The 23781-nt window shown below is 64.4% G+C and carries 24 protein-coding genes and 2 tRNA genes; 19 read left to right on the plus strand and 7 right to left on the minus strand.

All coding sequences use genetic code 11. The features are described 5' to 3' along the window. Positions 1–4: 4 nt before the first annotated feature. A complete protein-coding gene (locus tag VH499_RS13990; RefSeq protein ID WP_332053356.1) occupies positions 5–466 on the minus strand; it encodes a MaoC family dehydratase in 462 nt (153 codons plus the stop codon). Between the two features lie 107 nt (positions 467–573). On the opposite strand from VH499_RS13990, the gene VH499_RS13995 reads away from it, so the two are divergent. From VH499_RS13995 to VH499_RS14045, 11 genes are all read left to right on the plus strand, one after another. Next, on the plus strand, positions 574–1551 hold the full coding sequence (locus tag VH499_RS13995; RefSeq protein ID WP_332053357.1) for an NADPH:quinone oxidoreductase family protein: 978 nt from the start codon (positions 574–576) through the stop codon (positions 1549–1551). A gap of 1 nt (position 1552) precedes the next feature. Then, the gene (locus VH499_RS14000) at positions 1553–2308 is read left to right on the plus strand and encodes an SDR family NAD(P)-dependent oxidoreductase (RefSeq protein WP_332053358.1); all 756 of its coding nucleotides are present in this window, start codon (positions 1553–1555) and stop codon (positions 2306–2308) included. Positions 2309–2313: 5 nt separating this feature from the next. Then, positions 2314–3411 (plus strand): M14 family metallopeptidase, encoded by a 1098-nt coding sequence (locus VH499_RS14005; protein WP_332053359.1) that lies wholly within the window; start codon positions 2314–2316, stop codon positions 3409–3411. A gap of 99 nt (positions 3412–3510) precedes the next feature. Next, a complete protein-coding gene (locus VH499_RS14010) occupies positions 3511–5445 on the plus strand; it encodes a hypothetical protein (protein ID WP_332053360.1) in 1935 nt (644 codons plus the stop codon). A 28-nt stretch (positions 5446–5473) separates the two neighbouring features. Beyond that, complete coding sequence (locus VH499_RS14015; protein WP_332053361.1) at positions 5474–5938, plus strand: carbon monoxide dehydrogenase subunit G; 465 nt, start codon at positions 5474–5476, stop codon at positions 5936–5938. A gap of 5 nt (positions 5939–5943) precedes the next feature. Beyond that, on the plus strand, positions 5944–6069 hold the full coding sequence (locus VH499_RS14020; RefSeq protein WP_332053362.1) for a hypothetical protein: 126 nt from the start codon (positions 5944–5946) through the stop codon (positions 6067–6069). A gap of 134 nt (positions 6070–6203) precedes the next feature. Next, positions 6204–6689, plus strand: a complete 486-nt coding sequence (locus VH499_RS14025) for a (2Fe-2S)-binding protein (RefSeq protein WP_332053363.1) — start codon at positions 6204–6206, stop codon at positions 6687–6689. 2 nt (positions 6690–6691) lie between these two features. Further along, the gene (locus tag VH499_RS14030) at positions 6692–9076 is read left to right on the plus strand and encodes a xanthine dehydrogenase family protein molybdopterin-binding subunit (protein ID WP_332053364.1); all 2385 of its coding nucleotides are present in this window, start codon (positions 6692–6694) and stop codon (positions 9074–9076) included. A gap of 13 nt (positions 9077–9089) precedes the next feature. Continuing rightward, positions 9090–9887 (plus strand): xanthine dehydrogenase family protein subunit M, encoded by a 798-nt coding sequence (locus VH499_RS14035; protein ID WP_332053365.1) that lies wholly within the window; start codon positions 9090–9092, stop codon positions 9885–9887. 79 nt (positions 9888–9966) lie between these two features. Further along, a complete protein-coding gene (pcp, locus tag VH499_RS14040; RefSeq protein WP_332053366.1) occupies positions 9967–10608 on the plus strand; it encodes a pyroglutamyl-peptidase I in 642 nt (213 codons plus the stop codon). Positions 10609–10660: 52 nt separating this feature from the next. Continuing rightward, positions 10661–11323 (plus strand): TetR/AcrR family transcriptional regulator, encoded by a 663-nt coding sequence (locus tag VH499_RS14045; protein ID WP_332053367.1) that lies wholly within the window; start codon positions 10661–10663, stop codon positions 11321–11323. A gap of 12 nt (positions 11324–11335) precedes the next feature. On the opposite strand, the gene VH499_RS14050 is transcribed toward VH499_RS14045, so the two are convergent. Next, complete coding sequence (locus VH499_RS14050; protein WP_332053368.1) at positions 11336–11644, minus strand: putative quinol monooxygenase; 309 nt, start codon at positions 11642–11644, stop codon at positions 11336–11338. A 21-nt stretch (positions 11645–11665) separates the two neighbouring features. After that, positions 11666–13351, minus strand: a complete 1686-nt coding sequence (locus tag VH499_RS14055; RefSeq protein WP_332053369.1) for an N-acyl-D-amino-acid deacylase family protein — start codon at positions 13349–13351, stop codon at positions 11666–11668. Positions 13352–13410: 59 nt separating this feature from the next. On the opposite strand from VH499_RS14055, the gene VH499_RS14060 reads away from it, so the two are divergent. Together VH499_RS14060 and VH499_RS14065 are read left to right on the plus strand one after the other, a co-directional pair. Further along, positions 13411–14478, plus strand: a complete 1068-nt coding sequence (locus tag VH499_RS14060) for a tartrate dehydrogenase (protein WP_332053370.1) — start codon at positions 13411–13413, stop codon at positions 14476–14478. 113 nt (positions 14479–14591) lie between these two features. Further along, positions 14592–15101 carry a hypothetical protein gene (locus VH499_RS14065; protein WP_332053371.1) on the plus strand — a complete coding sequence of 170 codons (510 nt, stop codon included), beginning with the start codon at positions 14592–14594 and terminating at the stop codon, positions 15099–15101. Here the strand turns inward: VH499_RS14065 and VH499_RS14070 are convergent. The 4 genes from VH499_RS14070 to VH499_RS14085 all read right to left on the minus strand — a co-directional run bounded on the left by VH499_RS14070 (position 15098) and on the right by VH499_RS14085 (position 19103). Then, positions 15098–16318 carry a CoA transferase gene (locus VH499_RS14070; RefSeq protein WP_332053372.1) on the minus strand — a complete coding sequence of 407 codons (1221 nt, stop codon included), beginning with the start codon at positions 16316–16318 and terminating at the stop codon, positions 15098–15100. The two genes, VH499_RS14065 and VH499_RS14070, sit on opposite strands and share 4 nt — an antisense overlap. Continuing rightward, complete coding sequence (locus tag VH499_RS14075; protein WP_332053373.1) at positions 16315–17184, minus strand: hypothetical protein; 870 nt, start codon at positions 17182–17184, stop codon at positions 16315–16317. The genes VH499_RS14070 and VH499_RS14075 overlap by 4 nt, the downstream gene beginning before the upstream one ends. A gap of 119 nt (positions 17185–17303) precedes the next feature. Then, positions 17304–18710, minus strand: a complete 1407-nt coding sequence (gene glnA / locus VH499_RS14080) for a type I glutamate--ammonia ligase (RefSeq protein ID WP_332053374.1) — start codon at positions 18708–18710, stop codon at positions 17304–17306. A 54-nt stretch (positions 18711–18764) separates the two neighbouring features. After that, positions 18765–19103, minus strand: a complete 339-nt coding sequence (locus VH499_RS14085) for a P-II family nitrogen regulator (protein ID WP_332053375.1) — start codon at positions 19101–19103, stop codon at positions 18765–18767. A gap of 193 nt (positions 19104–19296) precedes the next feature. Between VH499_RS14085 and VH499_RS14090 the strand changes: the two genes are divergently transcribed. From VH499_RS14090 to VH499_RS14115, 6 genes are all read left to right on the plus strand, one after another. Continuing rightward, positions 19297–20463 (plus strand): aminotransferase, encoded by a 1167-nt coding sequence (locus VH499_RS14090; protein ID WP_332053376.1) that lies wholly within the window; start codon positions 19297–19299, stop codon positions 20461–20463. Between the two features lie 189 nt (positions 20464–20652). Then, positions 20653–21276, plus strand: coding sequence for a hypothetical protein (locus VH499_RS14095; protein ID WP_332053377.1), 624 nt, complete (start codon positions 20653–20655; stop codon positions 21274–21276). After that, positions 21269–21949: a TetR/AcrR family transcriptional regulator gene (locus tag VH499_RS14100; protein WP_332053378.1), complete on the plus strand. Its 681-nt coding sequence runs from the start codon at positions 21269–21271 to the stop codon at positions 21947–21949. The genes VH499_RS14095 and VH499_RS14100 overlap by 8 nt, the downstream gene beginning before the upstream one ends. 56 nt (positions 21950–22005) lie before the next feature. Then, positions 22006–22082 (plus strand) — tRNA-His (locus tag VH499_RS14105). A 47-nt stretch (positions 22083–22129) separates the two neighbouring features. Then, complete coding sequence (locus tag VH499_RS14110) at positions 22130–23605, plus strand: NAD(P)H-hydrate dehydratase (RefSeq protein WP_332053379.1); 1476 nt, start codon at positions 22130–22132, stop codon at positions 23603–23605. Between the two features lie 88 nt (positions 23606–23693). Continuing rightward, a tRNA-Leu gene (locus VH499_RS14115) sits at positions 23694–23778 on the plus strand. The last annotated feature ends 3 nt before the right edge of the window (positions 23779–23781 follow it).

Raw genomic sequence — 23781 nt, forward strand, 5'->3', positions numbered from 1 at the left:
TCGTCTAGCCTCGCTCCTTGGGGCGTTTGCGCATCAGCGCCTGCCGGGTGCATTTGGCGACAGTCTCGCCGCGCTGGTTGAAAGCGCTATGGCCGAACTCGACGATGCCGGCGTCGGGCCGGGACTTGCTCTCCCGCACCGACAGCACCGTGGTCCGGACCTTCAGGGTGTCACCGTGGAAGACAGGCTTGGGAAAGCGGACGTCGGTCATGCCAAGGTTGGCGACAGTCGTGCCAAGCGTCGTGTCGTTCACGGTGATGCCGATCATCAGGCCGAGCGTGAACAGGCTGTTCACGATGCGCTGGCCAAATTCGGTCCTGGAAGCAAACTCCTGGTCGAGATGAAGCGGTTGCACGTTCATGGTGAGCGAGCTGAACAGCACATTGTCCATCTCCGTGACCGTGCGCGTCCAGGTATGGTCGAACGTGCGCCCGACCGTGAACTCCTCGAAATAGAGCCCTGACATCTTCCTCCTCGCGAAAGTTCCGGGTCTTCTAGCACGGATGGACGGTAGGCTGCCGGCCATCGTATCAATGCCGCCATAGGTCGAAACTCGAGCATGCGGAGCAAACGATGCGCGCCATGATCAGCGAAACCCCGGGCGGACCGGAGAGTCTCAGGCTGATGGAATTGCCTTCGAGACCATTGGGCAAGGGTCAGGTGCGCGTCGCCGTCCATGCGGCCGGCGTGAACTTTCCCGACACGCTGATCATCGCCGACAAATATCAGTTCAAGCCGCCGCGGCCCTTCGCACCCGGTCACGAGGTGGCGGGAGACATCACCGAGGTCGGCGAGGGTGTCGGCGCCTACAAGGTGGGCGATCGCGTCATCGGCATGATCGGCCATGGCGGTTACGCGACCGAAGTCGTCACCGACGAAGGCCAGCTTCTGCCGATGCCCCGGAACATGACCTACGAGGACGGCGCCGCCTTCACCATGACCTATGGCACGTCCTACTACGCCCTGAAGCAGCGCAGCAGCTACAAGCCGGGCGAGACGCTGCTCGTCACGGGCGCGTCTGGCGGCGTCGGACTAACCGCGGTTGAGCTTGGTTCTTTGATGGGGCTGAAAGTGATCGCCGCTGTCGGCTCGGACGAGAAGATGGACATCTGCCGCAAGTACGGCGCCACGATGTTCGTGAACTACGCCAAGGAAAGGATGCGCGACAAGGTGAAGGAGCTGACCGGCGGCAATGGCGCGGATATCGTCTATGACGCGGTCGGCGGCGATGCCTTTGACGAGGCGGTCCGCTGTATCGCCTGGTATGGCCGGCTGCTGGTGATAGGGTTTGCGGCTGGCCGCATTCCGACGCTGCCGGCGAATCTCGCGCTGCTCAAGAGCTGCGACGTGCGCGGCGTCTTCTACGGTGCCTGGCGTGGCCGCGAGCCCGTGGAGGCGCGCAAGAATTTCGACGAGCTGCTGACCTGGTATGCCCAGGGCAAACTCAAGCCGCACGTTTCGATGCGCTTTCCTCTGGAGAAGGGCGCGGATGCCATGAATGCCCTGCTGTCGCGCAAGGCGACCGGCAAGGTCGTGCTGACGGTCGCGTGAGATGGGTCGGCTTGCGGGCAAGATCGCCATCGTGACGGGCGCCGCTTCCGGCATCGGGGCGGCGTCGGCAAAGTTGTTCGCCGAGGAGGGTGCGCAGGTCCTGGCGGTGGACCGGCCCGAATCGGAGATCGATTCCGTGCATTCCGGCAGCAGCGCCGTGGCCCCCTTCAAGGCCGACATCACCACCGGCGACGCGCCCAAGCGGATCATCGAGGCGGCGCTGTCGACGTTCGGCGCGCTCGACATCCTGTTCAACAACGCAGGCGTCAGCGGTCGCTCGTTCGTCGAGGAAATGACCGACGAGTTGTGGGATCGCGTGAACGCGGTGAACGTCCGGGGGATGTTCCGCCTCTGCCGCGAGGCCATTCCGGCACTCAAGGCGAGGGCGAAGGAAAAGGGCCGCGCCCGGATCGTCAACACGGCCTCGGTGATGGCGTTCGACACCGACTACGGGCTCGCTGCCTATTGCGCGTCCAAGGCGGGCGTCGGCGGATTGACACGCACGCTGGCACTCGAGCTCGGCAAGTTCAACATCACCGCCAACTATGTCTGCCCCGGCGCGATCTATACCGGCATGACACGCACCAACTTCGACAATCCCGAGATCCGGGCGGTGTGGGAGAAGAAGGCGGCGCTGCGCCGGCTCGGCCAGCCGATCGACATCGCCCGCGGCGCCCTGCTGCTGGCCTCGGACGAGGCTGACTTCATCACCGGCCATGAGCTGGTGGTCGATGGCGGCTTGACGCTTAGAACCTAGCTCGCATGTTCAACACTCACTCCTTTGCCAGCGACTACAGCGAGGCACGCGACAAGTTCCTCGCCGCCGCTCGCATCGCCGGCGCCGTGACCTCGCGCTTCGACAATCCGACCAAAGGTCCGAAAGGAGAGATGCTTTCGACCGACGTGGCTCGTCTTGGCCCCGATGATGCCGCCAAGATCGTCGTCACCCTTTCGAGCACGCACGGGGTGGAGGGTTATTGCGGTTCGGGTTTCCAAGTCGATTGGCTTGCCACCATCGGTGCCGCCGGCTTGCCGAAGGATACGGCGATCCTGTTCGTCCACGCCATCAACCCCTACGGCTTCGCGTGGACGCGGCGCGTAACCGAGGAAGGCAACGATCTCAACCGCAACTACGTCGACCACGGCAAGCCCTATCCGGTGAACGAGGGATATCTTGAGATCGCCGACTGGCTGGTGCCGGCGGATTTCAGCGAGGGAGGCATAAAGGCCGCCGATGCCAAGCTGGCGGAGTATCGCAAGAAGGCTGGTGACGTGGCGTACTTCCGCGCCGTCTCCGGAGGCCAGTACAGCCATCCGGACGGCATGTTCTTCGGCGGCGGCGGTCCGAGCTGGTCCAATCGCACCCTGCATGCGATCGCCAGCAGGTTTCTCGGGGGCCGCAGCGACGTCGCCGTCATCGACTTCCATACCGGCCTCGGTCCTTACGGGTATGGCGAGCCGATCACCCACTATGACATCGATTCCGGGGGCTCGCGCCGCGTGCGCGCCTTCTGGGGCGAGTCGGTGACCGAATCCAAACGTGGTCAGACGGCATCCCAGGCCCGTGATGGCCTCGGCCACCACGGCCTCAATCGCCTGCTGCGGGAGCCCGAGACCCGCCTCACCATGTGCACGCTCGAATTCGGCACCTTCGACCGTGAGAGCGGCCAGAAGGCGTTCCGTGCCGACCACTGGCTGCACAAATACGGCGATCCGCTGGGCAAGGAAGCCGAGTCAGTGCGGGCAGCCATGCGCCGCCAGTTCTATCCCGACACCGACGACTGGAAGGAGGCCGTACTGTTTCGCGGCCATCAGCTCGTACGGCAGGCCATCGCGGGCGTGCAACGCGGTGCGATCTAGCCGGCGTGCGCGATCGCTGTTGCGCGCCATCGCTCTCGATCCACAAAATGTCGTGTCGCCGCAGTGGCGCGACCGCCCCATCCTGCTACAAAGCCTGTCATGCGTGCCTTGGTAGCGCTGCTGGCGTTCGCAGTCGTAGCGGCGCTCAACTTTTTGTGGTGGTGGCTGCCTAACAGGCCGGTCGAGATTGGCGGCTGGACCAGCGCACCCCTCCAGAGCGTGTCGTTTGCTCCCTATCGGCCGGGCCAAAGCCCGCTGACGCGCACCTTTCCTACGCCGGACCAGATCGAGCAGGACCTCAAGCGTTTGCAAGGCAAGGTTCAGGCCGTGCGTACCTACTCGGCGGCCGAGAATCTGGAAACCGTGCCCCAGCGTGCCGGCAAGTACGGTCTCAAGGTCTGGGAAGGGGCGTGGCTGAACGACAACGACAAGGAGAATCTGGAGCAGATCAATCTGCTGATCGATCACGCCAACAGATATCGCGACGTCGTCGAGCGGGTGATCGTCGGCAACGAGGTGCTGCTGCGCAAGGACCTGACGGCAAATCAACTGCGCGCCTACATCCGGATGGTGAAGCAGCGTGTTCGGCAGCCGGTGACCTATGCCGACGTATGGGAATTCTGGCTGCGCAACCCGTCGCTTGCCGACGATGTCGACTTCATCACCATCCACATGCTGCCCTATTGGGAGGACGAGCCGATCGGCATCGATCGGCGGGAGCCGGACGGGACCCTCAGCATCGAGAAGCACATTCTCGACATCTACCACAAGGTGCAGGCGCGATTCCCGGGCAAGAAGATCGTGATCGGCGAGACCGGCTGGCCGTCGGACGGGCGCATGCGATCGGACGCGCGCCCGGGCAGGGTGGAGCAGGTGCGTTTCTTCTCGATGTTCCGCACACTCGCCGAGCGTGAGCACTTCGACTACAACTTCGTCGAGGCATTCGACCAACACTGGAAGGCGCGCCAGGAAGGCACGGTCGGCGCGACATGGGGCCTGCTCGACGCCTATCGCGGCGACAAGTTCGAGCTCGGCAAGCCCGTCGTCGCCGAGCCGCAATGGCGCCTCCTGTTTGCTGTATCGACCCTGATGTCGGGCTTGCTGGTGCTGGCCTTTGGCGCCGGCCGCCGCCACGCCAAGAGGCGGCAAATCGCCGTGTTCGCGCTGTTCGCCCAGCTCGTTGCGACCTGCTACGTTCAATCTGTATGGATCGACCTGTCGCGCACCTTCTATTTCGAGAAGGTGGTCGGCATGGCCTTCTGGGCGATCCTGCTCGCCGCGTTCAGCTACGCCCTGCTGCGCGGCATTGCCGACAGCCTTACGGGCAAGATGGCCGATCCCTCGCTCTATGGTGCCCGGGTCCGCGAGGCCTGGCGCGCGTGGCGCGAGCTGCCGCGGTTTCGCATCCTGCAGCGTGCCGATTTGATGGCTCAGATACTCTACCTGGCGCTTACGGTGCTTTGCATCTTCTACCTCGTGGTGATCTCGATCGATTGGTACGACGGCGTCATTCGACTGAGTGAGACCTGGTTTCGTCAGATCGCCATCGACGGTCGCTATCGCGACTTCCCGATCTGGAGTTTCGTCATTCCGAGCCTTTGCCTGATGGCCTGGAAGGTGACGACGTTGCTGCGTGCCCAGACCGTGCCGCGGCCGGACCGGTTGTTGCGTGCTCTCTCCTTCGGCCGTCTCCTGGGCTACGATTCGAGTCGCGGCTATGTGCGCATGAACAGGAGCCTGAGCCGGCTGTGGCCGGTCCTGCCGGAAATCATCCTCGCCAGCTTGCTGATCTTCTGGGCCGCCATACTCGTGGTCACCGAGGGCGCCATCAAACTCTACGATGGCGGGATCGGCGGTTTCATCGCCGCCGACGGGGGTCGCTGGGTAATCAGGACACTCTTCTGGAACACCCAATCGGACTGGCTTGCCGGTCTGGCCGTGCTGATGGCGCTTCCGTATCTGGCGACAATCTACCTCTCGGTCCGCGAACCGCTGGCAGAACCGCCGCCGGACTCCTATACCAGCAAGTGGTAAAGCTGGCCCAGGAACCGGGAGTAGCCTTATGGAGATCAAGGGCGAATACAAGATCGCAGCAGCGCGGGAAAAAGTCTTCGCGGCGCTCAACGATCAGGCCGTCCTGCAAGCCTGCATTCCGGGTTGCGAATCGCTCGAGAAGCTGTCGGATAACGAGATGACCGCAAAGGTGCGCCTGCGCATCGGACCGGTAAGTGCGGCCTTCAGCGGCAAGGTCATCCTGTCCGATATCGATCCGCCGAACGGCTACAAGATCACCGGGGAAGGGCAGGGCGGTGTCGCAGGCTTCGCGAAAGGCGGTGCGGTCGTCAGGCTCGCCGACGACGACGGCGCTACGGTACTGACCTACGATGTCGACGCCCAGGTCGGCGGCAAGATCGCCCAGGTCGGCGCGCGGCTGATCACAGGCACTGCCAGGAAGCTTGCCGACCAGTTTTTCGGCAAGTTCGCCGAGAGCGTGGGCGCGGCGGCACCGGTGGATACTGCGGAATAGTACCAATGGCGACGTCCGACGATCCGCCTCCGCCGGTTCGGGCCGCAGCGGCCCAGCGAGGATACAGGCACTGGACCATCATCGGTGCCGGTGCGGCGATCCTGATCATCGTGTTTCTGCTCAGTCGCTAGGCGCGGCTTTTTGGCGAGCGTTTTACGCCATCCGTAATTCGCTTGACCGGCGTATCGCGGCCTTGCGAGAGTCCCGCGAAAGCCCTGCGGCGCGCTTCGGCGCGGCCTGAACCAACATGTGAGGGAGAAGAGGAATGACCATTTCCGTCGCCATGACCGTCAACGGCAAGTCGGTATCCGGCAAGGTCGAGGCGCGCACATTGTTGGTCCAGTTCCTGCGCGAGCACCTCGGCATGACCGGCACCCACGTCGGCTGTGACACCAGCCAGTGTGGCGCCTGCGTCGTTGATGTCGACGGCAGGTCGGTGAAGTCTTGCACGATGCTCGCGGTCCAGGCCGAGGGTACGAAGGTGACGACGATCGAAGGGCTGGCGGCCAGTGCCGACAAGCTCCATCCCATGCAGGAGGCGTTCCGCGACAACCATGCACTCCAGTGCGGCTTCTGCACGCCGGGCATGGTGATGAGCGCGATCGACATGGTGAGGCGCCACAACTACCAGCTCGACGAGACCACCGTGCGCCATGAGCTCGAGGGCAATCTCTGCCGCTGCACCGGCTACCACAACATCGTGAAGGCCATCCTGGCCGCTGCGCCGGCCATGAAGGCCGCGGGGGTGTAACCATGACCGCAGCCACCGGAATCGGCGCCCGGGTCAAGCGGAAGGAAGACTTGCGCTTCCTGACCGGGACCGGCCGCTATGTCGACGATCTGCCTCTTGCGCGCGCGACCTACGCCTATTTCCTGCGTTCGCCGCACGCCCACGCCACGATCAAGAGCATCGATGCCGCGGCGGCAGAGAAGATGCCGGGCGTGGTCGCGATCTTCACCGGCAAGGACCTGGCCGAAGCCAAGGTCGGCGGATTGATCTGCGGCTGGGTGGTGAAGGACAAGCATGGCCAGCCGCACAAGGCGCCGGCCCATCCGGTGCTGGCTGCCGACACCGTGCGGTATGTCGGCGATCCGGTCGCGATGGTCGTGGCCAACAGTCATGACGAGGCGAAGGACGCCGCCGAAAAGATCAAGGTCGACTACGAGGTGAAGCCGGCCAATGTCGATCTGGCGAAGGCCCTCGACAACGGTGCGCCGCAAGTGCACGCGGAGGCACCGGGCAACCTGATCTATGACTGGGAGCTCGGCGTGAAAGCCGACGTCGATGCCGCCTTCGCCAAGGCCGCACACGTTACCAGGATTGACATCGTCAATAATCGCCTGATCCCCAACGCGATGGAGCCGCGCGCCGCGGCGGCCGAGTACGACAAGGGCACGGGCCAATACACGCTCTGGTCGACGTCCCAGAACCCACACGTGCTGCGTCTCATCCTGTCGGCATTCGTGCTGGGCATCCCCGAGCACAAGCTGCGGGTTATTGCGCCTGACGTCGGCGGGGGCTTTGGCAGCAAGATCTTCTGCTACAATGAAGAGACGGCGGTGTGCTGGGCAGCGAGCCGCGTCGGTCGTCCGATCAAGTGGACGGCGGAGCGTTCCGAGTCCTTCATGACCGACGCGCACGGCCGGGACCACGTGACCCATGCCGAGCTGGCGCTGGATAAGGAGGGCAAGTTCCTGGCGCTGAAGGTGGACACCATCGCCAACATGGGCGCCTATCTCTCGACTTTCTCGACGGCGGTGCCGACCTACCTCTACGCCACCCTGCTGGCGGGGCAGTACACCACGCCGCTGATCTACGCCAATGTGAGGGCCGCAGTTACCCACACGGCACCGGTTGACGCCTACCGCGGCGCGGGCCGCCCCGAGGCGACGTTCGTGATCGAAAGCATCGTCTCCCAGGCCGCCAAGGAGCTGAAGATGGATCCGGCCGAATTGCGCCGGAAGAACTTCATCCCGCCCACCGCCTTTCCGTACCAGACGCCGGTCGCCTTGCAGTACGATTCAGGCAACTATCCGCCGATCATCGACGAGGCGATGAAGATAGCCGACTACAAGGGCTTCGAGGCGCGCCGCGCCGAAGCCAAGTCGCGCGGCAAGCTGCGCGGCATCGGCTTCTCTTCCTATATCGAGGCCTGCGGGCTCGCACCGTCTCAGGTGATCGGTCAGCTGGGCGGTGGCGTCGGCCAATGGGAATCGGCCCAGATCCGCTTCAACCCGACCGGCAACGTCCAGGTCCTGACCGGGGCGCACAGCCACGGCCAGAGCCACGAGACGACCTTCGCCCAGATCGTGTCCGACAAGCTGGGCGTGCCGATCGAGAACATCGAGGTCGTCCATGGCGACACGGCGACCACGCCGTTCGGCATGGGAACCTACGGGTCGCGCTCGCTGGCCGTCGGCGGCTCGGCGATCACCAAGGCGGCCGACAAGATCATCGCCAAGGGCAAGAAGATCGCCGCCCACCTGATGGAAGCGTCGGTCGACGATGTCGTGTTCGAGAACGGCACCTTCAAGGTGGCCGGAACGGACAAGAATGTGCCGCTCGGGCAAGCAGTGTTTGCGGCCTACGTTCCGCACAACTACCCGCTGGCCGAGATCGAGCCCGGCATGGACGAGAATGCATTCTACGACCCTGCCAATTTCGTCTATCCCGCCGGTACGCAGATTTGCGAGGTCGAGATCGACCCCGACACCGGCGAGACGCAGATCGTCACCTTCACTGCGGTCGACGATTTCGGCAACGTCATCAACCCGATGATCGTCGAAGGTCAGGTCCATGGCGGGATCGTGCAGGGTGTCGGCCAGGCGCTGCTCGAGAATGCCGTCTACGACAAGGAGACGGGTCAGCTCGTGAGTGGCTCGTACATGGATTACACCATGCCCCGTGCGGACGACGTCCCGTCGTTCAAGCTCGGCTACAAGGTCACTCCCTGCCCGCACAATCCGCTGGGCGTGAAGGGATGCGGCGAGGCAGGCGCGATTGCCGCCCCTGCCGCCGTAATGAATGCCGTCCGCGACGCGTTGGCGCCGCTTGGTATCGCGCACGTGCCGATGCCGGCGACGCCGCTCAACGTGTGGCAGACCATACAGGGCGTGCGGCGCGCGGCGGCCGAGTAGCGGGAGGAAAGAGATGTACGATTTCGCTTACCATCGTCCCAAGAGTCTTGCCGATGCGGCAAACACGCTGAAAGGCAAGGACGAGGCGCGGCCCATGGCCGGCGGCATGACCCTGATACCGACGCTCAAGCAGCGGCTGGCGCGTCCGACCGACGTCGTCGACCTCGGCGGCATCAAGGAGCTTGCGGGCATCAAGGTCGAGGGCTCGAACGTCGTCATCGGCGCCATGACCAGGCACGCCGATGTCGCAAGCTCGGCCGACGTCAAGCGCGTGATCCCGGCTCTCGCCGAGCTTGCCGGCATGATCGGCGACCCGGCGGTCCGCAATCGCGGCACGATCGGCGGCTCCGTAGCCAACTCGGATCCGGCGGCGGATTATCCGGCGGCAGTCGTCGCCCTGAACGCGACTGTCACGACCAACACCGGCAAGCACGCGGCGGACGGCTTCTTCAAGGGCCTGTTCGAGACGGCCTTGGGCGAGGGCGAGCTCATCACCTCGATCAGTTTCCCCAAAGCCGACAAGGCCGCCTACATGAAGTTCCGCAATCCCGCTTCGCGCTATGCGATGGTCGGCGTGTTCGTCGCCAAGACAGGCGACAATGTGCGCGTGGCGGTGACGGGCGCCGGTCCGTCAGTCTTCCGTGTCAAGGCAATGGAAGATGCGCTCGCGAAGAACTTCACGTCGGCCGCCATCAAGGACATGAAGATCCCGGCGAACGGACTCAATAGCGACATCCATGGCAGCGCGGAGTATCGCGCGCATCTGGTGGGCGTGATGGCGCGCCGCGCCGTCGACGCCGCGAACAAGTAGCCGTCGCATTTCGGCAGAGGTAACGTCGGGGCGCTCCAATTCGGGGCGCCTTTTTTGTTGGCGATGAGGACGGGTTCGAATGAGAGCGCTGGTGACAGGCTTCGACGCGTTCGGCGGGGAGAAGGTCAACCCGTCGTCGATGGCCGTGAGCCGGCTCAGGCGACGGACGGGGAACCTGACCATTCACACTGCCGTGCTGCCGACATCATATGCCCGTTCAGCCATCGCACTGCGCGGCGCCATCCACGAGATGCGGCCCGACATCGTGCTGTGCGTGGGCCAGGCGGGCGGCCGCAGCGAGCTCAGCCTCGAACGCGTCGCGATCAACATCCAGGATGCCCGTATCCGCGACAACGACGGCAAACAGCCGATCGACCGGCCGGTGGTGCGCGAGGGGCCGGCGGCGTATTTTTCGACCCTGCCGATCAAGGCCTGCGTCGCCGAGCTGCGCCGGGCCGGCTTGCCTGCGGCGGTGTCCAACAGCGCCGGCACCTTCGTATGCAACCACATATTCTACGCGCTGATGGACATGGCCGGCCGGCACGGCCTCTCGTTCCGCGGTGGTTTCCTGCATATTCCCTACCTCCCCGAGCAGGCGGCGCGGCTTGGTGACGAGCCCTCGATGTCGGTCGACGACATCGTGCGCGCCATCGAGATCGTGCTGACGGTCAGCGCCGCGCGCACCAGCGACGTGCGGACAGCCGAGGGGCGGCTGTCCTAGGTCTCTCCGATAGCGTACGGGTGTCGCTGTCACCTCAAGGATGGAGACCGAAGTGTCCACGGCAGCCCCGGGTACCCGCAAGAAGCGTGGCGAGGGCCATACCCGCCGGGACGAGATTCTATGGGCTGCAAAGAGGCTGTTTCTGGCAGAGGGCTACGAGGCAACGACGATCCGTCGGATTGCCGATGTCGTCGGCGTTTCGGCGCCAGCCCTCTACCTCTACTTCAAGGACAAGGAAGCCATTATGTCGGCGCTCTGCGATCAGACCTTCGGTGGCCTGATCGAGCGGATGGCGGAGATCGAGAAGCAAGGACTGCCGCCGATCGAGCGCCTGCGCCATTGCGGCGAATCCTATGTCCGCTTCGCCCTGGATAATCCGCAGGAGTATTGGTTGACGTTCCTGTCGGGAAACGCGCCGAAGCAGACCAAGGAGCGCGGTCGCCTGCCTGAGACCATCGACACCAATGAGCTGCGAGCGAGCGGCTCGATCGCCTTCGCCAAGCTGATGGGCATGTTCCGCGACATCGAGACGGCCGGTGTGCCGCTCCGCTATCCGGTCGAGACGGCGGCCGAGCTGGTGTGGATGAGCCTGCACGGCCTCGCGGCCGCACTCATCAACAATCCGGAATTTCCCCGGTCCCGACGGGACATGTTGATCGCCGGCATGATTGATATGGCCGTACGCGGCGTTGTGCGGCTGCCTTCATCGGCGTAGCCGACAACGGCTTCAGGTCGGCGAGAGAACGTGGATGATGCGGCTGGCGATATTGTCCTTGATCTTGGCCGCATAGGCCGCCATGTGCGGCGCGGCGCCATGTGCCTTCAGTGCGTCCGTGCTTTCCCATTTCTCGACCACGACGAATGTGTCCGGACCGACCTTGGTCTGGAACGAGCCCAGGCCGTCGGCGTCGACGGTGGCGCCATATTCGATGCAGCCCTTCTCGGCCTTCACCGCCGGCACATTGGCACGGAAGTGGCCGAGGATTTCGTCGCGTTTGCCGGGCTTGGCGGTGATGACGGCGATGACGTGGATCACAATTCCCTCCGTTGAAGTCATTCAGGCAGCACGGCCGTGGCGCAGCAGGCGACCGGGCAGCCGCTCATCGGCGGCGACGGCGTCCCGGCCGTCGCGCCGGATCAACACGCCGTTGACAATGACGGCGTCGATGCCGTTGGCCTCGGAAACCAGCCGGTCGGCGCCGGCGGGCAGGTCATAAATCCGCCTGAGCGGGCCGGGCCCGACAGTCTTCGGGTCGAACACCACGACGTCGGCGGGGCGGCCCTCGGCCAGTACGCCGCGATCGCTGATCCCGAACATTTCGGCCGGCCGCTGCGTCAGATTGTGCACGGCCTGCTCGAGGGTGAAGGTCTTCCTTTCGCGTACCCAATGGCCGAGCAGGTGGGTCGAGTAACAGGCATCGCAAAGCTGGCTGGCGTGCGCGCCGGCATCGGACAGGGCGATGATCGTGTTGGGGTCGGTGATCAACTCGGCGACCTCCGCCTCGTCGAAGTTCATCACCGCCATACGGAAGCGCGCCTGCAGGTCGTTGGCGAGTGCAAGGTCGAGAGCCAAATCGACCGGATCTTTGCCGAGCTTGCGCGCCGCGACGGCGAGCGGCAGTTCCTCCAGCTCCCTGGCCGACGGCGCCCACGCGATGATCGTGCGATCCCACCAGCGCTGGAAGAGGGGGGTCAGCTCGGCCGTGAACTTGCGGCGCCAGGCCGGGTCGGCATAGGCGCGCCGACGCGCGCCGGGCGCCCGGGCATCCTCGACGGCCAACTCGTTCATGAATTTCATGACGTCGAAGATGAAGGGCTCGGCGAAGGTGAATTCGAAATTGAGCGGCCGGCAGCTCACCTGCGGGATCACCATCGCACCGGACTTGCGCTGCTCGGCGGCAAGAGCGAGCTGCTTGCGGTGTCCGCCTGGTCCGTAGAGATAGGAGAGGAGAGCAGTCCAGGTAACGGGAATCCCATACTTCCGGCTCACCTCGGCCATGGCTTTGGTCGAGAACTCGCGGCCGATGGTGATCTGCATCAAGCCGCGCTTCATTTCGCCCATCACCGAGACCAGCGCTTCCATTTCCTGCACCGTGGCCTGACGACTTGGCACCGGCTTGCCGGCATAGCCGTTGTGGCTCACCGACATCGAGGTGCCGAAGCCGATGGCGCCCGCCTCCATGGCCTCGCGTACCAGCTTCTTCATCGCGGCGACCTCGTCGGCCGTCGCGGGACGTTCGGTCGAAGCTTCGCCCATCACGTAGAGCCTGAGCGGGGTATGGCCGAACAGGGCGGCGACATTGATCGCCATGCCGCGCGTCTCGAGGGTGTCGAGGTACTGCGGGAAGGTCTCGAACGGCCAGGTGTCCCCCAGGCCTGCCTGCAGCGCGTCGAGGCTCATGCCTTCGACCTTCTCGAGCGTCTGCAGGATCAGCTTGCGGTGGGCGGCGCGCGTGGGAGCGACACCAAAGCCGCAATTGCCGATCACCGTCGTGGTGACACCATGCCACGGCGAGATCGAGAGCATGCGGTCCCACAAAACCTGGGCGTCATAGTGCGTATGGACGTCGACGAAGCCCGGCGACACAGCCCTGTCCCGGGCGTCGATCGTCGTCTCGGCCGGTCCCTCGGCCTTGCCGATCGCTGCCAGCTTGCCCTTCTTGATGCCGACATCGCCGACGAAGCCCGGCTTGCCGGTACCGTCGATGATCGTGCCGCCCGTGATCTTCAGGTCGTAGGACATGGCGCTTGCTCCCGAGGATGCGTCCATTATACGTCGGCAGACGCAACGAGAGGAAACAGATGGCCAGGCACAAGATCGCGCTCGTTCCGGGTGACGGAATCGGCAAGGAGGTTCTGCCGGAGGGCGTTCGCGTGCTGGAAGCGGCAGCCCGTCGTTTCAACTTTCAGCTCGAGTTCACCGACTTCGACTGGTCGTGCGATCGGCTGCTGAAGACCGGCAAGATGATGCCGGAAGACGGGATGGAGCAACTCAAGGCCTTTGAAAGCATCTTCCTCGGTGCGGTCGGCTGGCCGGGCGTGCCCGACCATGTCTCGCTGTGGGGCCTGCTGATCCCGATCCGCCGCGACTTCGACGAATACGTGAACCTGCGGCCGGTCCGGCTGTTCGAGGGCGTGCCGTCGCCGCTGGCCAACCGCAAGCCGGGCGAGATTGATTTCTGGGTTGTGCGCGAGAATACCGAGGGCGAGTACAGCCAACTCGGGGGCCGCATGTTCCAGGGTACCGAGAATGAGTTCGCGGTACAGGAGACGATCTTCACCCGCAAAGGCGTCGATCGCGTGCTGAAGTTCGCCTTCGAGTTTGCCCGCGGTACCAGGAAGAAGCACGTCACCTCGGCCACCAAGTCCAACGGCATCATCCACACCATGCCGTTCTGGGACGAGCGCTTCGCCGAGATGAAGAAGAACTATCCCGACATCAAGGCCGACCAGTATCACATCGACATCCTGACCGCCCACTTCGTGCGCAATCCGGACTGGTTCGATGTCGTGGTCGGGTCAAACCTCTTCGGCGACATCCTGTCCGATCTCGGGCCGGCGTTGACCGGCTCCATCGGGGTCGCGCCGTCGGGCAACATCAATCCCGAGCGCAAGTATCCGTCCATGTTCGAGCCGGTGCATGGCTCGGCCCCCGACATCGCGGGCAAGGGGATCGCCAATCCGATCGGCCAGATCTGGTCGGGCGCCATGATGGTGCGCCATCTCGGCCATCCCGAGGCAGCCGAAGCGATCGAGCGCGCGATCGCAGCCTCCCTGGTCGAGGGCGGCCCGCGCACCCGAGATCTCGGCGGCAATGGCGATACCAGGACGGTTGGCGCCGCCATCGCCGAGCTCGTCGCGAAAGTGTGACCGCCGGCGGGTCCGTCGCCGTCCGCGGCAAAACGGCAAATGGAAGGCGGGACAGGAGATTTTTTGCCGGTCGTCCTGCTGCCCTTTGCCGTCGCCTTCCCTAGACTGCGCCGATGCGGCAGCGCCTGAAGCACGCGCTTGAGGTCGTCCTGGTTCCGATCGCGGCTGCGATCGTGTTCCTGGAACAGACGCTCATCCGCTATCTCAACGTCATGATGGAGGCGGTCGCGCGCTGGCCTCCGGTCGCGCGAACGGAGGCGTTCCTCATGCGCCTGCCGCCTTGGGCGGCTGTGCTGGCTTTCGCTGGGCCTTCGATCTTCATCCTGCCGGTGAAGCTCTCGGCCGTCTGGTTCGTCGCCCATCGCCATTTCGTCCTGGCGTTCGCCGCCGTCGCCCTGGGCAAGGTGCTGGCCACCGCGATCGTGGCGCGGCTCTATCGAATCCTGCGACCGAACCTGCTGTCGCTTGAATGGTTCGCCTGGGCGGATCGCAAGTTCTTCCAGTGGCGCGACTGGGCCTATGGCTTCGTGCGCAGCCTGCCGGCCTGGCGCCGGATGACCGAGCTGATCGAGCGCATACGCGCGCAGCTTGCCGCCTTGGTTTCCGGCCCGTCGGCGCGTTAACCGGCAGCGCCTGCCTGCACGGCGCCGGCGGCCGTCAACTTGTCGATCTCGGCCTCGCTGTAACCAGCTTCGGCAAGGATCTCGCGAGTATGCTGGCCCATCAGCGGTGCATGGCACTCCTCCTCGCGTGCCCCGCCCGAGAAGGTATTGGCGAGCCTGGTGCGGCGGATCCTTCCTTCGCTCGGGTGATTCTCCTCCTTGAAGAAGCCGACATCCTCGAGATGCGGATCGGCGAGGAGATCGTCGATCGAATTGTAGCGCGCCGCCGGAACGTCGAGCTTGTCGAACAGCTCGACCCATTCGTCGGTCGTCCTGGCTCCAAGTCCCTCCCGTTGGACCTGAAAGTAGGCCTTGGCGTTGCGTGTGCGCGATGCAGCGCTGTCGAAGCGGGGATCGGCCTTGAGCTCGGGCCGACCGATCGCCTCAAAGAAGGCGAAGGCCTGGGCATTGGTGTTGGGGCGGACGGTGATGTAGCCGTCCCTGGTCGGCAACGGCCGATAGTCGGGACTGAGCAGGCGCCCGTCACCGCTGGGCCCGACCGGCGGGTCGAAGGTCAGCGCGCCGAGATGCTCGCTGGCGACGAACGAGGCCATGTTCTCCAGCATCGGCACGTCGATTGCTTCGCCTTGGCCGGCCTTCTCGCGCCGATACAACGCGAAGCCGATGCATTGGGCGGCGATCAGCCCGCTCACGTGATCGCTCATGACCATCGGCACGAAGCGCGGTTCGCCGGTGGCGCGTGCCAGCGTTCCGGCCACTCCCGACAGGCTCTGCACGACGGGATCGTAGGCCGGCCGGTTGAAGTAGCGCCCGCCGCGACCGAAGGCGAGGATCGAGCAGTGGATCAGCCGTGGATGGTCTTTGGCCAGGCTCGCATAATCGAGCCCGGCGCGCGCAAGCGCCTCCGGACGAACATTGCTGACGAAGACATCCGCGCGACTAATCAGGCGGAGGAGGGCGGCATGGCCTCCCGGCTTCTTGAGGTCGAGCACGATCGAGCGCTTGTTGCGATTGAAGTTGATGAACTTGCCGGACATGCCGGGGTGACGGCTGCCTTCTGCCATGGTGCGCAGCAGATCGCCGCCGGGTGCTTCGACCTTGATGACGTCGGCGCCGTAGTCGGCCAATGTGCGCGTGCAGATCGGGCCGACGACGACGGTCGTGAGGTCGACGACGCGCACGCCCGCAAGCGGGCCGCCCGGGGCTTTGGCCGTCATTGGGCGAACTCCAGTTCCATCTCGCCGCAGAGCACGCCGTCCTTGTCGGCCGCCCAGACCTTCAGGCGGCCTTCCTTCTGCGCCATGCCGCGGACTTCGATCAGGCCGCCGACCCACAGCGGATGGACGAGCCGGGCCGTGTAGCCCGTGAGCCGGCCGGAACCATGCTTCAGGGCGGCATCGACCATGAGATGCATCGAGAGCCCGCCATTGGAAACGAGAGCCGGATAGCCTTCCTCGCCGCGCGCGTACTCGGCGTCGTAGTGAATGCGGTGCGCATTCCAGGTGAGCGCGGAGTAGCGGAAGTTGAGGGCGTTGGTGAGATTCGTCGTCTCGCTCCAGGCAGGACCTTTTGGCGCCAGGGTCGGCACGGTGGCCGTGGTCTTCTCGCCCGGCGGCACTGCAGGCCGGTAGATCGCGTCGAATTCATCGACGGCCAGCGTTTTGCCGTGCTGCTCGATCGTGTGCCGCATGGTCAGCACGAAAATCTCGCCGGAGCGGCCGGTCTTGGGAACGATGTTGGCGACTTCGGCCTTCTTGATCGCGGGTTCGCCGGCGCGCAGACGACCCATGATCTTGACGCGGCGGCCTGCACCCATGCGGCGCGGCATCGGAATGGGGGGCAGCACAATGCCCTTGTTGGGATGGCCGTCGGGCCCGACATCGCCTTGCTTCACGGTCTCGACGAAGAAGAGCGTGAACCAGTGCGGTGGCAGTTCGCTGCCGCGGGTGAAGCGTTCGGGATCGAGATTGAAGGTACCTGCCGCGCGCCGGGCGGCCATCACGCCGATGTCGTCTTCGACGGTGCGCACCCGTCCGATCCACGGGCGCAGCGTCTCCATCGCCTTGTCCATCCATTCTGTCATGCGTGCTGTTCCTTGCTTGGCGAGGCGCAGAATCGCACGGCCACGTGTCGGCCTCCAACAAAAGAAGGGCCCGCTTGCGCGGGCCCTTCCATGATCCGAAAGACGGCGGCCGTCCGAAGTCAGACGGAGTAGTACATCCTGTACTCGATCGGGGACGGCTGATGTTCCCAGGCATAGACCTCTTCCCACTTGAGCTCCATGTAGGCATCGATCTGGTCGTCGGTGAACACGCCGCCCTTGGTGAGGAACGTGCGATCCGCGTCGAGCGCGTTGAGCGCCTCGCGGAGCGAGCCTGCGACCGTCGGAACCTTGGAGAGCTCTTCGGGCGGCAGGTCGTAGAGGTTCTTGTCCATCGGATCGCCCGGATGGACCTTGTTCTGGATGCCGTCGATGCCCGCCATCAGCATGGCGGCGAAGGCCAGATACGGATTGGCCGACGGATCGGGGAAGCGCACTTCCACGCGCTTGCCCTTGGGCGAGGAGGTGTAGGGAATACGGCACGAAGCCGAGCGGTTGCGCGACGAATAGGCCAGCAGCACCGGCGCCTCGAAGCCGGGGATGACGCGCTTGTACGAATTGGTGCTGGCGTTGCAGAACGCGTTGAGCGCCTTGGCGTGCCTGATGATGCCGCCGATGTAGTAGAGCGCCGTCTCCGAGAGGTCGGCATAGCCGGAGCCCGCGAACAGCGGCTTGTTGTCCTTCCAGATCGACTGGTGGGTGTGCATGCCCGAGCCGTTGTCGCCGTACAGCGGCTTCGGCATGAACGTGAGGGACTTGCCGTAGCTGTGGGCAACGTTGTGCAGCGTGTACTTGTACTTCTGCACATTGTCGGCGGTCTTGACCAGCGTGTCGAACCTGAAGCCGAGCTCGTTCTGGCTGGGCGCCACTTCATGGTGATGGATTTCCATGCTCAGGCCCATCTCGCTCGCTACCGACATCATCTCCGCGCGCAGGTCGTTCATCGAGTCGACCGGCTGGACGGGGAAGTAACCGCCCTTGATGCCGGGGCGATGGCCCATGTTGCCGCCCTCGAACTCCGCGCCCGTATTCCACGGCGATTCGCTCGAGTTGATCTTGTAGTAGCTGCCCGACATCTGCACGTCGAAGCGTACGTCATCGAACACGAAGAACTCGAGCTCGGGTCCGAACACGGCAGTGTCGCCGACGCCGGAGGACTTCAGGAAGGCTTCGGCGCGCTTGGCGGTCGAGCGCGGACAGCGGGAATAGAGCTGACCGGTCGAGGGTTCGACCACGTCGCAGTTGACGATCAGCGTGGTTTGCGCCGTGAACGGATCGAGCACCGCGGTGGACGTATCGGGCATGAGGATCATGTCGGACTCGTTGATCGCCTTCCAGCCGGCGATCGAGGAGCCGTCGAACATGACGCCGTCGACGAACGTGCCTTCGTCCGTGGCAGAGGCCATGCGGGCCGTGTGCTGCCACTTGCCGCGAGGATCGGTGAAACGGAAGTCCACGAACTTCACGTCCTTGTCCTTGATCATCGCCAAAACCTGCTTGGCATCCATATCTCGCTCGTCCCTTTCTTTTGGTTGACGTCCTGGCCCCCCAAGGGCCGTTTCTCATACGGCGGCGTCACCGCGCTCGCCAGTACGAATTCGAATGGCATCGTCGATCTGCGACACGAAGATCTTGCCATCACCGATGCGGCCGGTGTGGGCGGCACCGCGGATCGCCTCGACGGCCTTCTCGACCATCTCGTCCTCGATGATCAGCTCGATCTTCACCTTAGGGAGGAAGTCGACGACATATTCGGCGCCGCGATAGAGTTCGGTGTGGCCCTTCTGCCGACCAAAGCCCTTCGCCTCCAGCACGGTAATCCCCTTGAGGCCAACCTGATTGAGGGCGTCTTTCACCTCGTCGAGCTTGAAGGGCTTGATGATCGCTTCGATCTTCTTCATTGGCTTGCAACACTCCACGCACAGGCGCTAGCGCTGTCGCCACCGGCAGCCCTCCGCCAGGCACGTCAGCACTTTTCATGCCAGAGTTGTCCACAAGCAGGAGCAAAGGGGGCCTCGCGATGTGCGCTGAAAATGGGCGAACTGGTCAAGAGATGCCCAAAGAACTGCCTATTATGACGTCAAGAGAAAGCCGATGAAGTCTGCGAACGTCACATTGTCCAGCTTGGGCACTACCGTCTTCGAAGTCATGTCGGCCCTCGCCCGAGAACATCAGTCGGTCAACCTCGGCCAGGGCTTCCCTGACGACAAGGGGCCGGAAGAGGTGCGTCGGGCGGCGGCAGACTACCTGCTGAATGGCCACAACCAATATCCGCCCATGATGGGCCTGCCGGAATTGCGCCAGGCCGTCGCCGATCATGCCAGGCGCTTTCAAGGCCTCGCTGTTGACTGGCAGACCGAAGTGCTGGTGACGTCGGGAGCGACCGAAGCGCTTGGCGACTGCCTGTTCGGACTGATCGAGCCGGGTGACGAGGTCGTCCTGATCGAGCCGCTTTACGATTCCTATCTGCCCATCGTGCGCAGGGCAGGGGGCATTCCGCGACTGGTGAGGCTCCAGCCTCCGACCTGGCAATTGCCGCGCGCTGAACTGGCCGCGGCATTCAACGACCGCACCAAGCTCATCCTGTTCAACACGCCGATGAACCCTTGCTCAAAGGTCTTCGCTCGCGAGGAACTCGGCTTCATCGCCGATCTTTGCCTGAAGCATGACGCTTATGCGGTCTGCGATGAGGTTTACGAACACATCACCTTCGACGATCGCCGGCATATTTCGATCATGACGCTGCCCGGTATGCGCGAGCGGACCGTCCGGATAGGGTCCGCCGGCAAGAGTTTCAGCGTGACCGGCTGGAAGGTGGGCTATGTGACGGCGGCGGCGGGCCTGTTGAAACCGATCGCCAAGACACATCAGTTCATGACCTTCACGACGCCGCCGAACCTGCAGTGGGGCGCGGCTGTTGGCCTCCGATTGGAGGATGCCTATTTCAATTCCCTGGCAAGTGACATGCAACGCAAACGGGACCGCTTGGCGGATGGACTGGCGAGAATCGGTTTCGACGTGCTTGCCTCGCACGGGACCTATTTCGTGACGAGTGATTTCAGGCAACTGGGTTTCAATGGCACGGACGACGATTTTTGTCGGCATGTCACCGTGGCGGCCGGCGTCACCGCCGTGCCCGTCAGCGCCTTCTACGATCAGCCCGAACGGGCCCCGCGCCACTTTATCCGGTTCTGTTTCTGTAAAGACAACAGTACCTTAGATGCCGCCGTTGAACGATTGGATAAGCATTTCAGGCGGTAGGGATATGTCGGGCATTTCGCGGCAGAGACATCTGCAGAGACATGACTATTGCAGAATTTCAGGCGACGCCGGCGTCACCTTGCGGCATAGTCTTCCTGCACTCATATTGCCAAATTCCTGTTTGAAACCATGGTTTTGGCAGACAGGGTTTGGCTCCGAGTGTTCGCGCCTGGCAATCCGGTGGAAGTCGTGTCGTCCCAATCCTCGCCCAAGTCTCCCCGGATCGATGGTCGCCGCCTGCGCAGCGAGCGGACCAAGCAGCTCATCATCGAGGCATTCCTTGCCCTCGTTCGCGAAGATCCGAAGGTGCCGACCGCGGTCCAGATCGCCGGGCGCGCCGGCTACTCCGTGCGCTCGATATTCGAGCGATTTCCCGATCTCAATGCCTTGCGCGTCGCGGCCGCCGACTATGCGCTCGCCCAAGCGGCGGCGCTGGCACCAGCCCGTCACGTCGACGGCGACCGGCAGACCAGGCTGCGATCCCAGGTCGATACCCGTGCGCACACCTGCGAGAGGGGCGTCGCCTTGTGGCGCGTACTGATGGATTCGCAGGAGGAGTCCGATGAACTCAAGGCACGGGTCCGGCGCGCGCGCGAGGTGACGATGGCGAGGCTCGAGCTCATGTACAAGCCCGAGCTGTCGGTATTGCCGACCGACGAAAGGCGGGACCTGCTCGTCGCGTTGGAAGCTCTGACCGACATTGAAAGCTGGGCGCGTATGCGCGAACAGCACGGCCTGCCGTTCGAAGAGGCGAGCGATGTCTGGGTATTCGCCATAGACCGTCTCTTGCCGCCAACGCCGGCCAATGGCTGACGTCAGCGGCCTACCCAAGCGAGCCATCGTGGAAGAATCTCCTTTAGGTTCCAGTTCTCCGCCACCGACGCGCAAGTCGCCTCGGATCGACGGCCGTCACCTGCGCAGCGAGCGCACCAAGCGCTTGATTGTCGAGGCCTACATGGTACTCGTGCGGGAAAGCAGCCAGATGCCGACGGCGCTGCAGATCGCGGAGCGCGCCGGCTATTCGGTGCGCTCGATCTTCGAACGGTTTCCGGACCTGCACGCGATTCGCGTAGCCGCCACCGATTATGCGATCGGCGAGGCGAAGGCGTTGGGAGCGCCGCGCGACACCAATGCCGATCGGCAAACCCGGATCAGATCGCAGGTCGAGACCCGCGCCCGGAGCTGCGAGCGCTGGTTGCCCTTCTGGCGGATCCTGAATGCCGGCAACAACGACTCGCCGGAACTTCGACAGCGCATCAAGATGATCCGGCAGCTCATCCTCATGCGCATCGAGGTGATGTTCAAACCGGAACTCGTGACGCTTGCCGAACCCGAGCGCAAGAAGACGTTGATCGCCCTCGAGGCGCTGATGGATTTCGAAAGCTGGGCACGGATGATCGAGTTGTTCGGCTTGTCCCATGAGCAGGCCTGCACGGTCTGGATACGGGCAATCGACCGGCTGTTGCCGCCGACGCCCGTTTCTTGACGCTCCGGGCGCCTCAGCGTAGGAAAGCGCCCGCTTCGCCAAAGCGACTGACGGTGGCGGCCGTAGCTCAGTTGGTTAGAGCGCCAGATTGTGATTCTGGATGTCGCCGGTTCAAATCCGGTCGGCCGCCCCAATCGCCCGTCCGCAATGACTGAGCCAGGCCGATCCCCGCGAGACATTGTGAAGCGCGACGAGCTGGTCCTGCTGACCTGTGCGCAGATGGCCGCTGCGGACTCGGCAGCCGTTGCCCTTGGCACGCCGGCGAGTGAACTCATGGAGGCCGCCGGTGGTGCGGTCGCCAGCGCCGTGATGGAGCGCTTCCAGCGCCAACCGTTGGTGGTCCTGTGTGGTCCGGGCAACAACGGGGGAGACGGCTTCGTGGCGGCCCGGCGCCTGGAGGCGGCAGGCTGGCCGGTACGGCTCGCGCTGCTCGGCACGCTCGGCGCGCTGAAGGGCGACGCAGCACGAGCCGCGCGGCTGTGGACGCGTCCCGTGGAGACGCTTTCTTTCAGCCTGCTGGAAGGTAGTCCGCTGGTGGTCGACGCCCTGTTCGGAGCGGGTCTCAGCCGGCCCATCGAGGGGCTCGCCAGTCAGGTATTGGCGGAGATAGATTCCCGTGGCCTTTCGGTGGTCGCCGTCGATGTGCCGAGCGGCCTGCATGGGGACACCGGCGAGGTGATGGGCCAGTCGGTGAGGGCCATGCTCACCGTCACGTTCTTCCGTGGCAAGCCGGGGCACTATTCGCTGGCAGGGCGCAGGCTTTGCGGCGAAATCCTGGTCACGGACATCGGTATTCCCGCGGTCGTTCTGGACGAGATCCAGCCGATCCTCTGGAACAACGGGCCGGCCCTGTGGGCATCGCTGCTTCGCCGCAACGATATCGCCGACCACAAGTACAAGCGCGGTCATCTGACGATCCTGGGCGGCGCGAGCGCGACCGGAGCCGCTCGTCTGTCCGCCCTGTCGGCGCGTCGGACCGGCGCCGGCCTTGTCACCATTGCTGCTCCGCGGACGGCCGCGCCGATCTATCAGGGTGCCGAGCCGGGTAATCTGGTCGCCGTGAGCGACGGCGATGACGACTTCGCCCGGCTCTTGGCCGACGAGCGGCGCAACGCCATCCTGATCGGACCCGGTTCGGGCCGCAACGAACGTACGCGCCTGGCCGTGCTGGCAGGGCTAGGCCTGCGGCGATCGGCGGTCCTCGATGCCGATGCGCTGACCGTGTTCGCCGAACGGCCGGCCGCTTTGTTCGCTGCCATCGCGGGACCGGTCCTGATGACCCCGCACGCGGGGGAGTTTCGCCACGTTTTTCCCGACCTCGCCGACATTCCGAGCAAGGTCGAGCGCACACGCGCAGCTGCGAGACGGAGTGGTGCCACCATTCTGCTCAAGGGGCCCGACACGGTGATTGCGGGGCCGGACGGGCACGCGGTGATCAATGTCCATGCCCCTGCCGCCTTGGCGACCGCAGGATCGGGCGACGTGCTGTCGGGTATCGCCGCCGGCCTGTTGGCGCAGGGCGTTGCTCCGCTGGCGGCGGGAGCGGCAGCGGCGTGGATCCACGGTGAGTGCGGCTATCGTTTCGGACGCCCGGGCCTGATTGCCGAAGATCTGATCGATTGCCTGCCGGAAGCGCTCGGAACCGCCATGAATTGACCGCCTGACGGGCGCGGGCTAAGAGGCCCGCGATTCGGCCCTTGCGGCATCGGCCCGCCCGCCCTGGCGGGGCGCGGGGCTACGTCGGGCGGGCGTGGTGGAATTGGCAGACACGCGAGATTTAGGTTCTCGTGCCGCAAGGCGTGGGGGTTCAAGTCCCTCCGCCCGCACCAAAC

It is taken from the genome of Reyranella sp. (assembly GCF_036558665.1).
In the GTDB taxonomy this organism is placed as follows: Bacteria; Pseudomonadota; Alphaproteobacteria; order Reyranellales; family Reyranellaceae; genus Reyranella.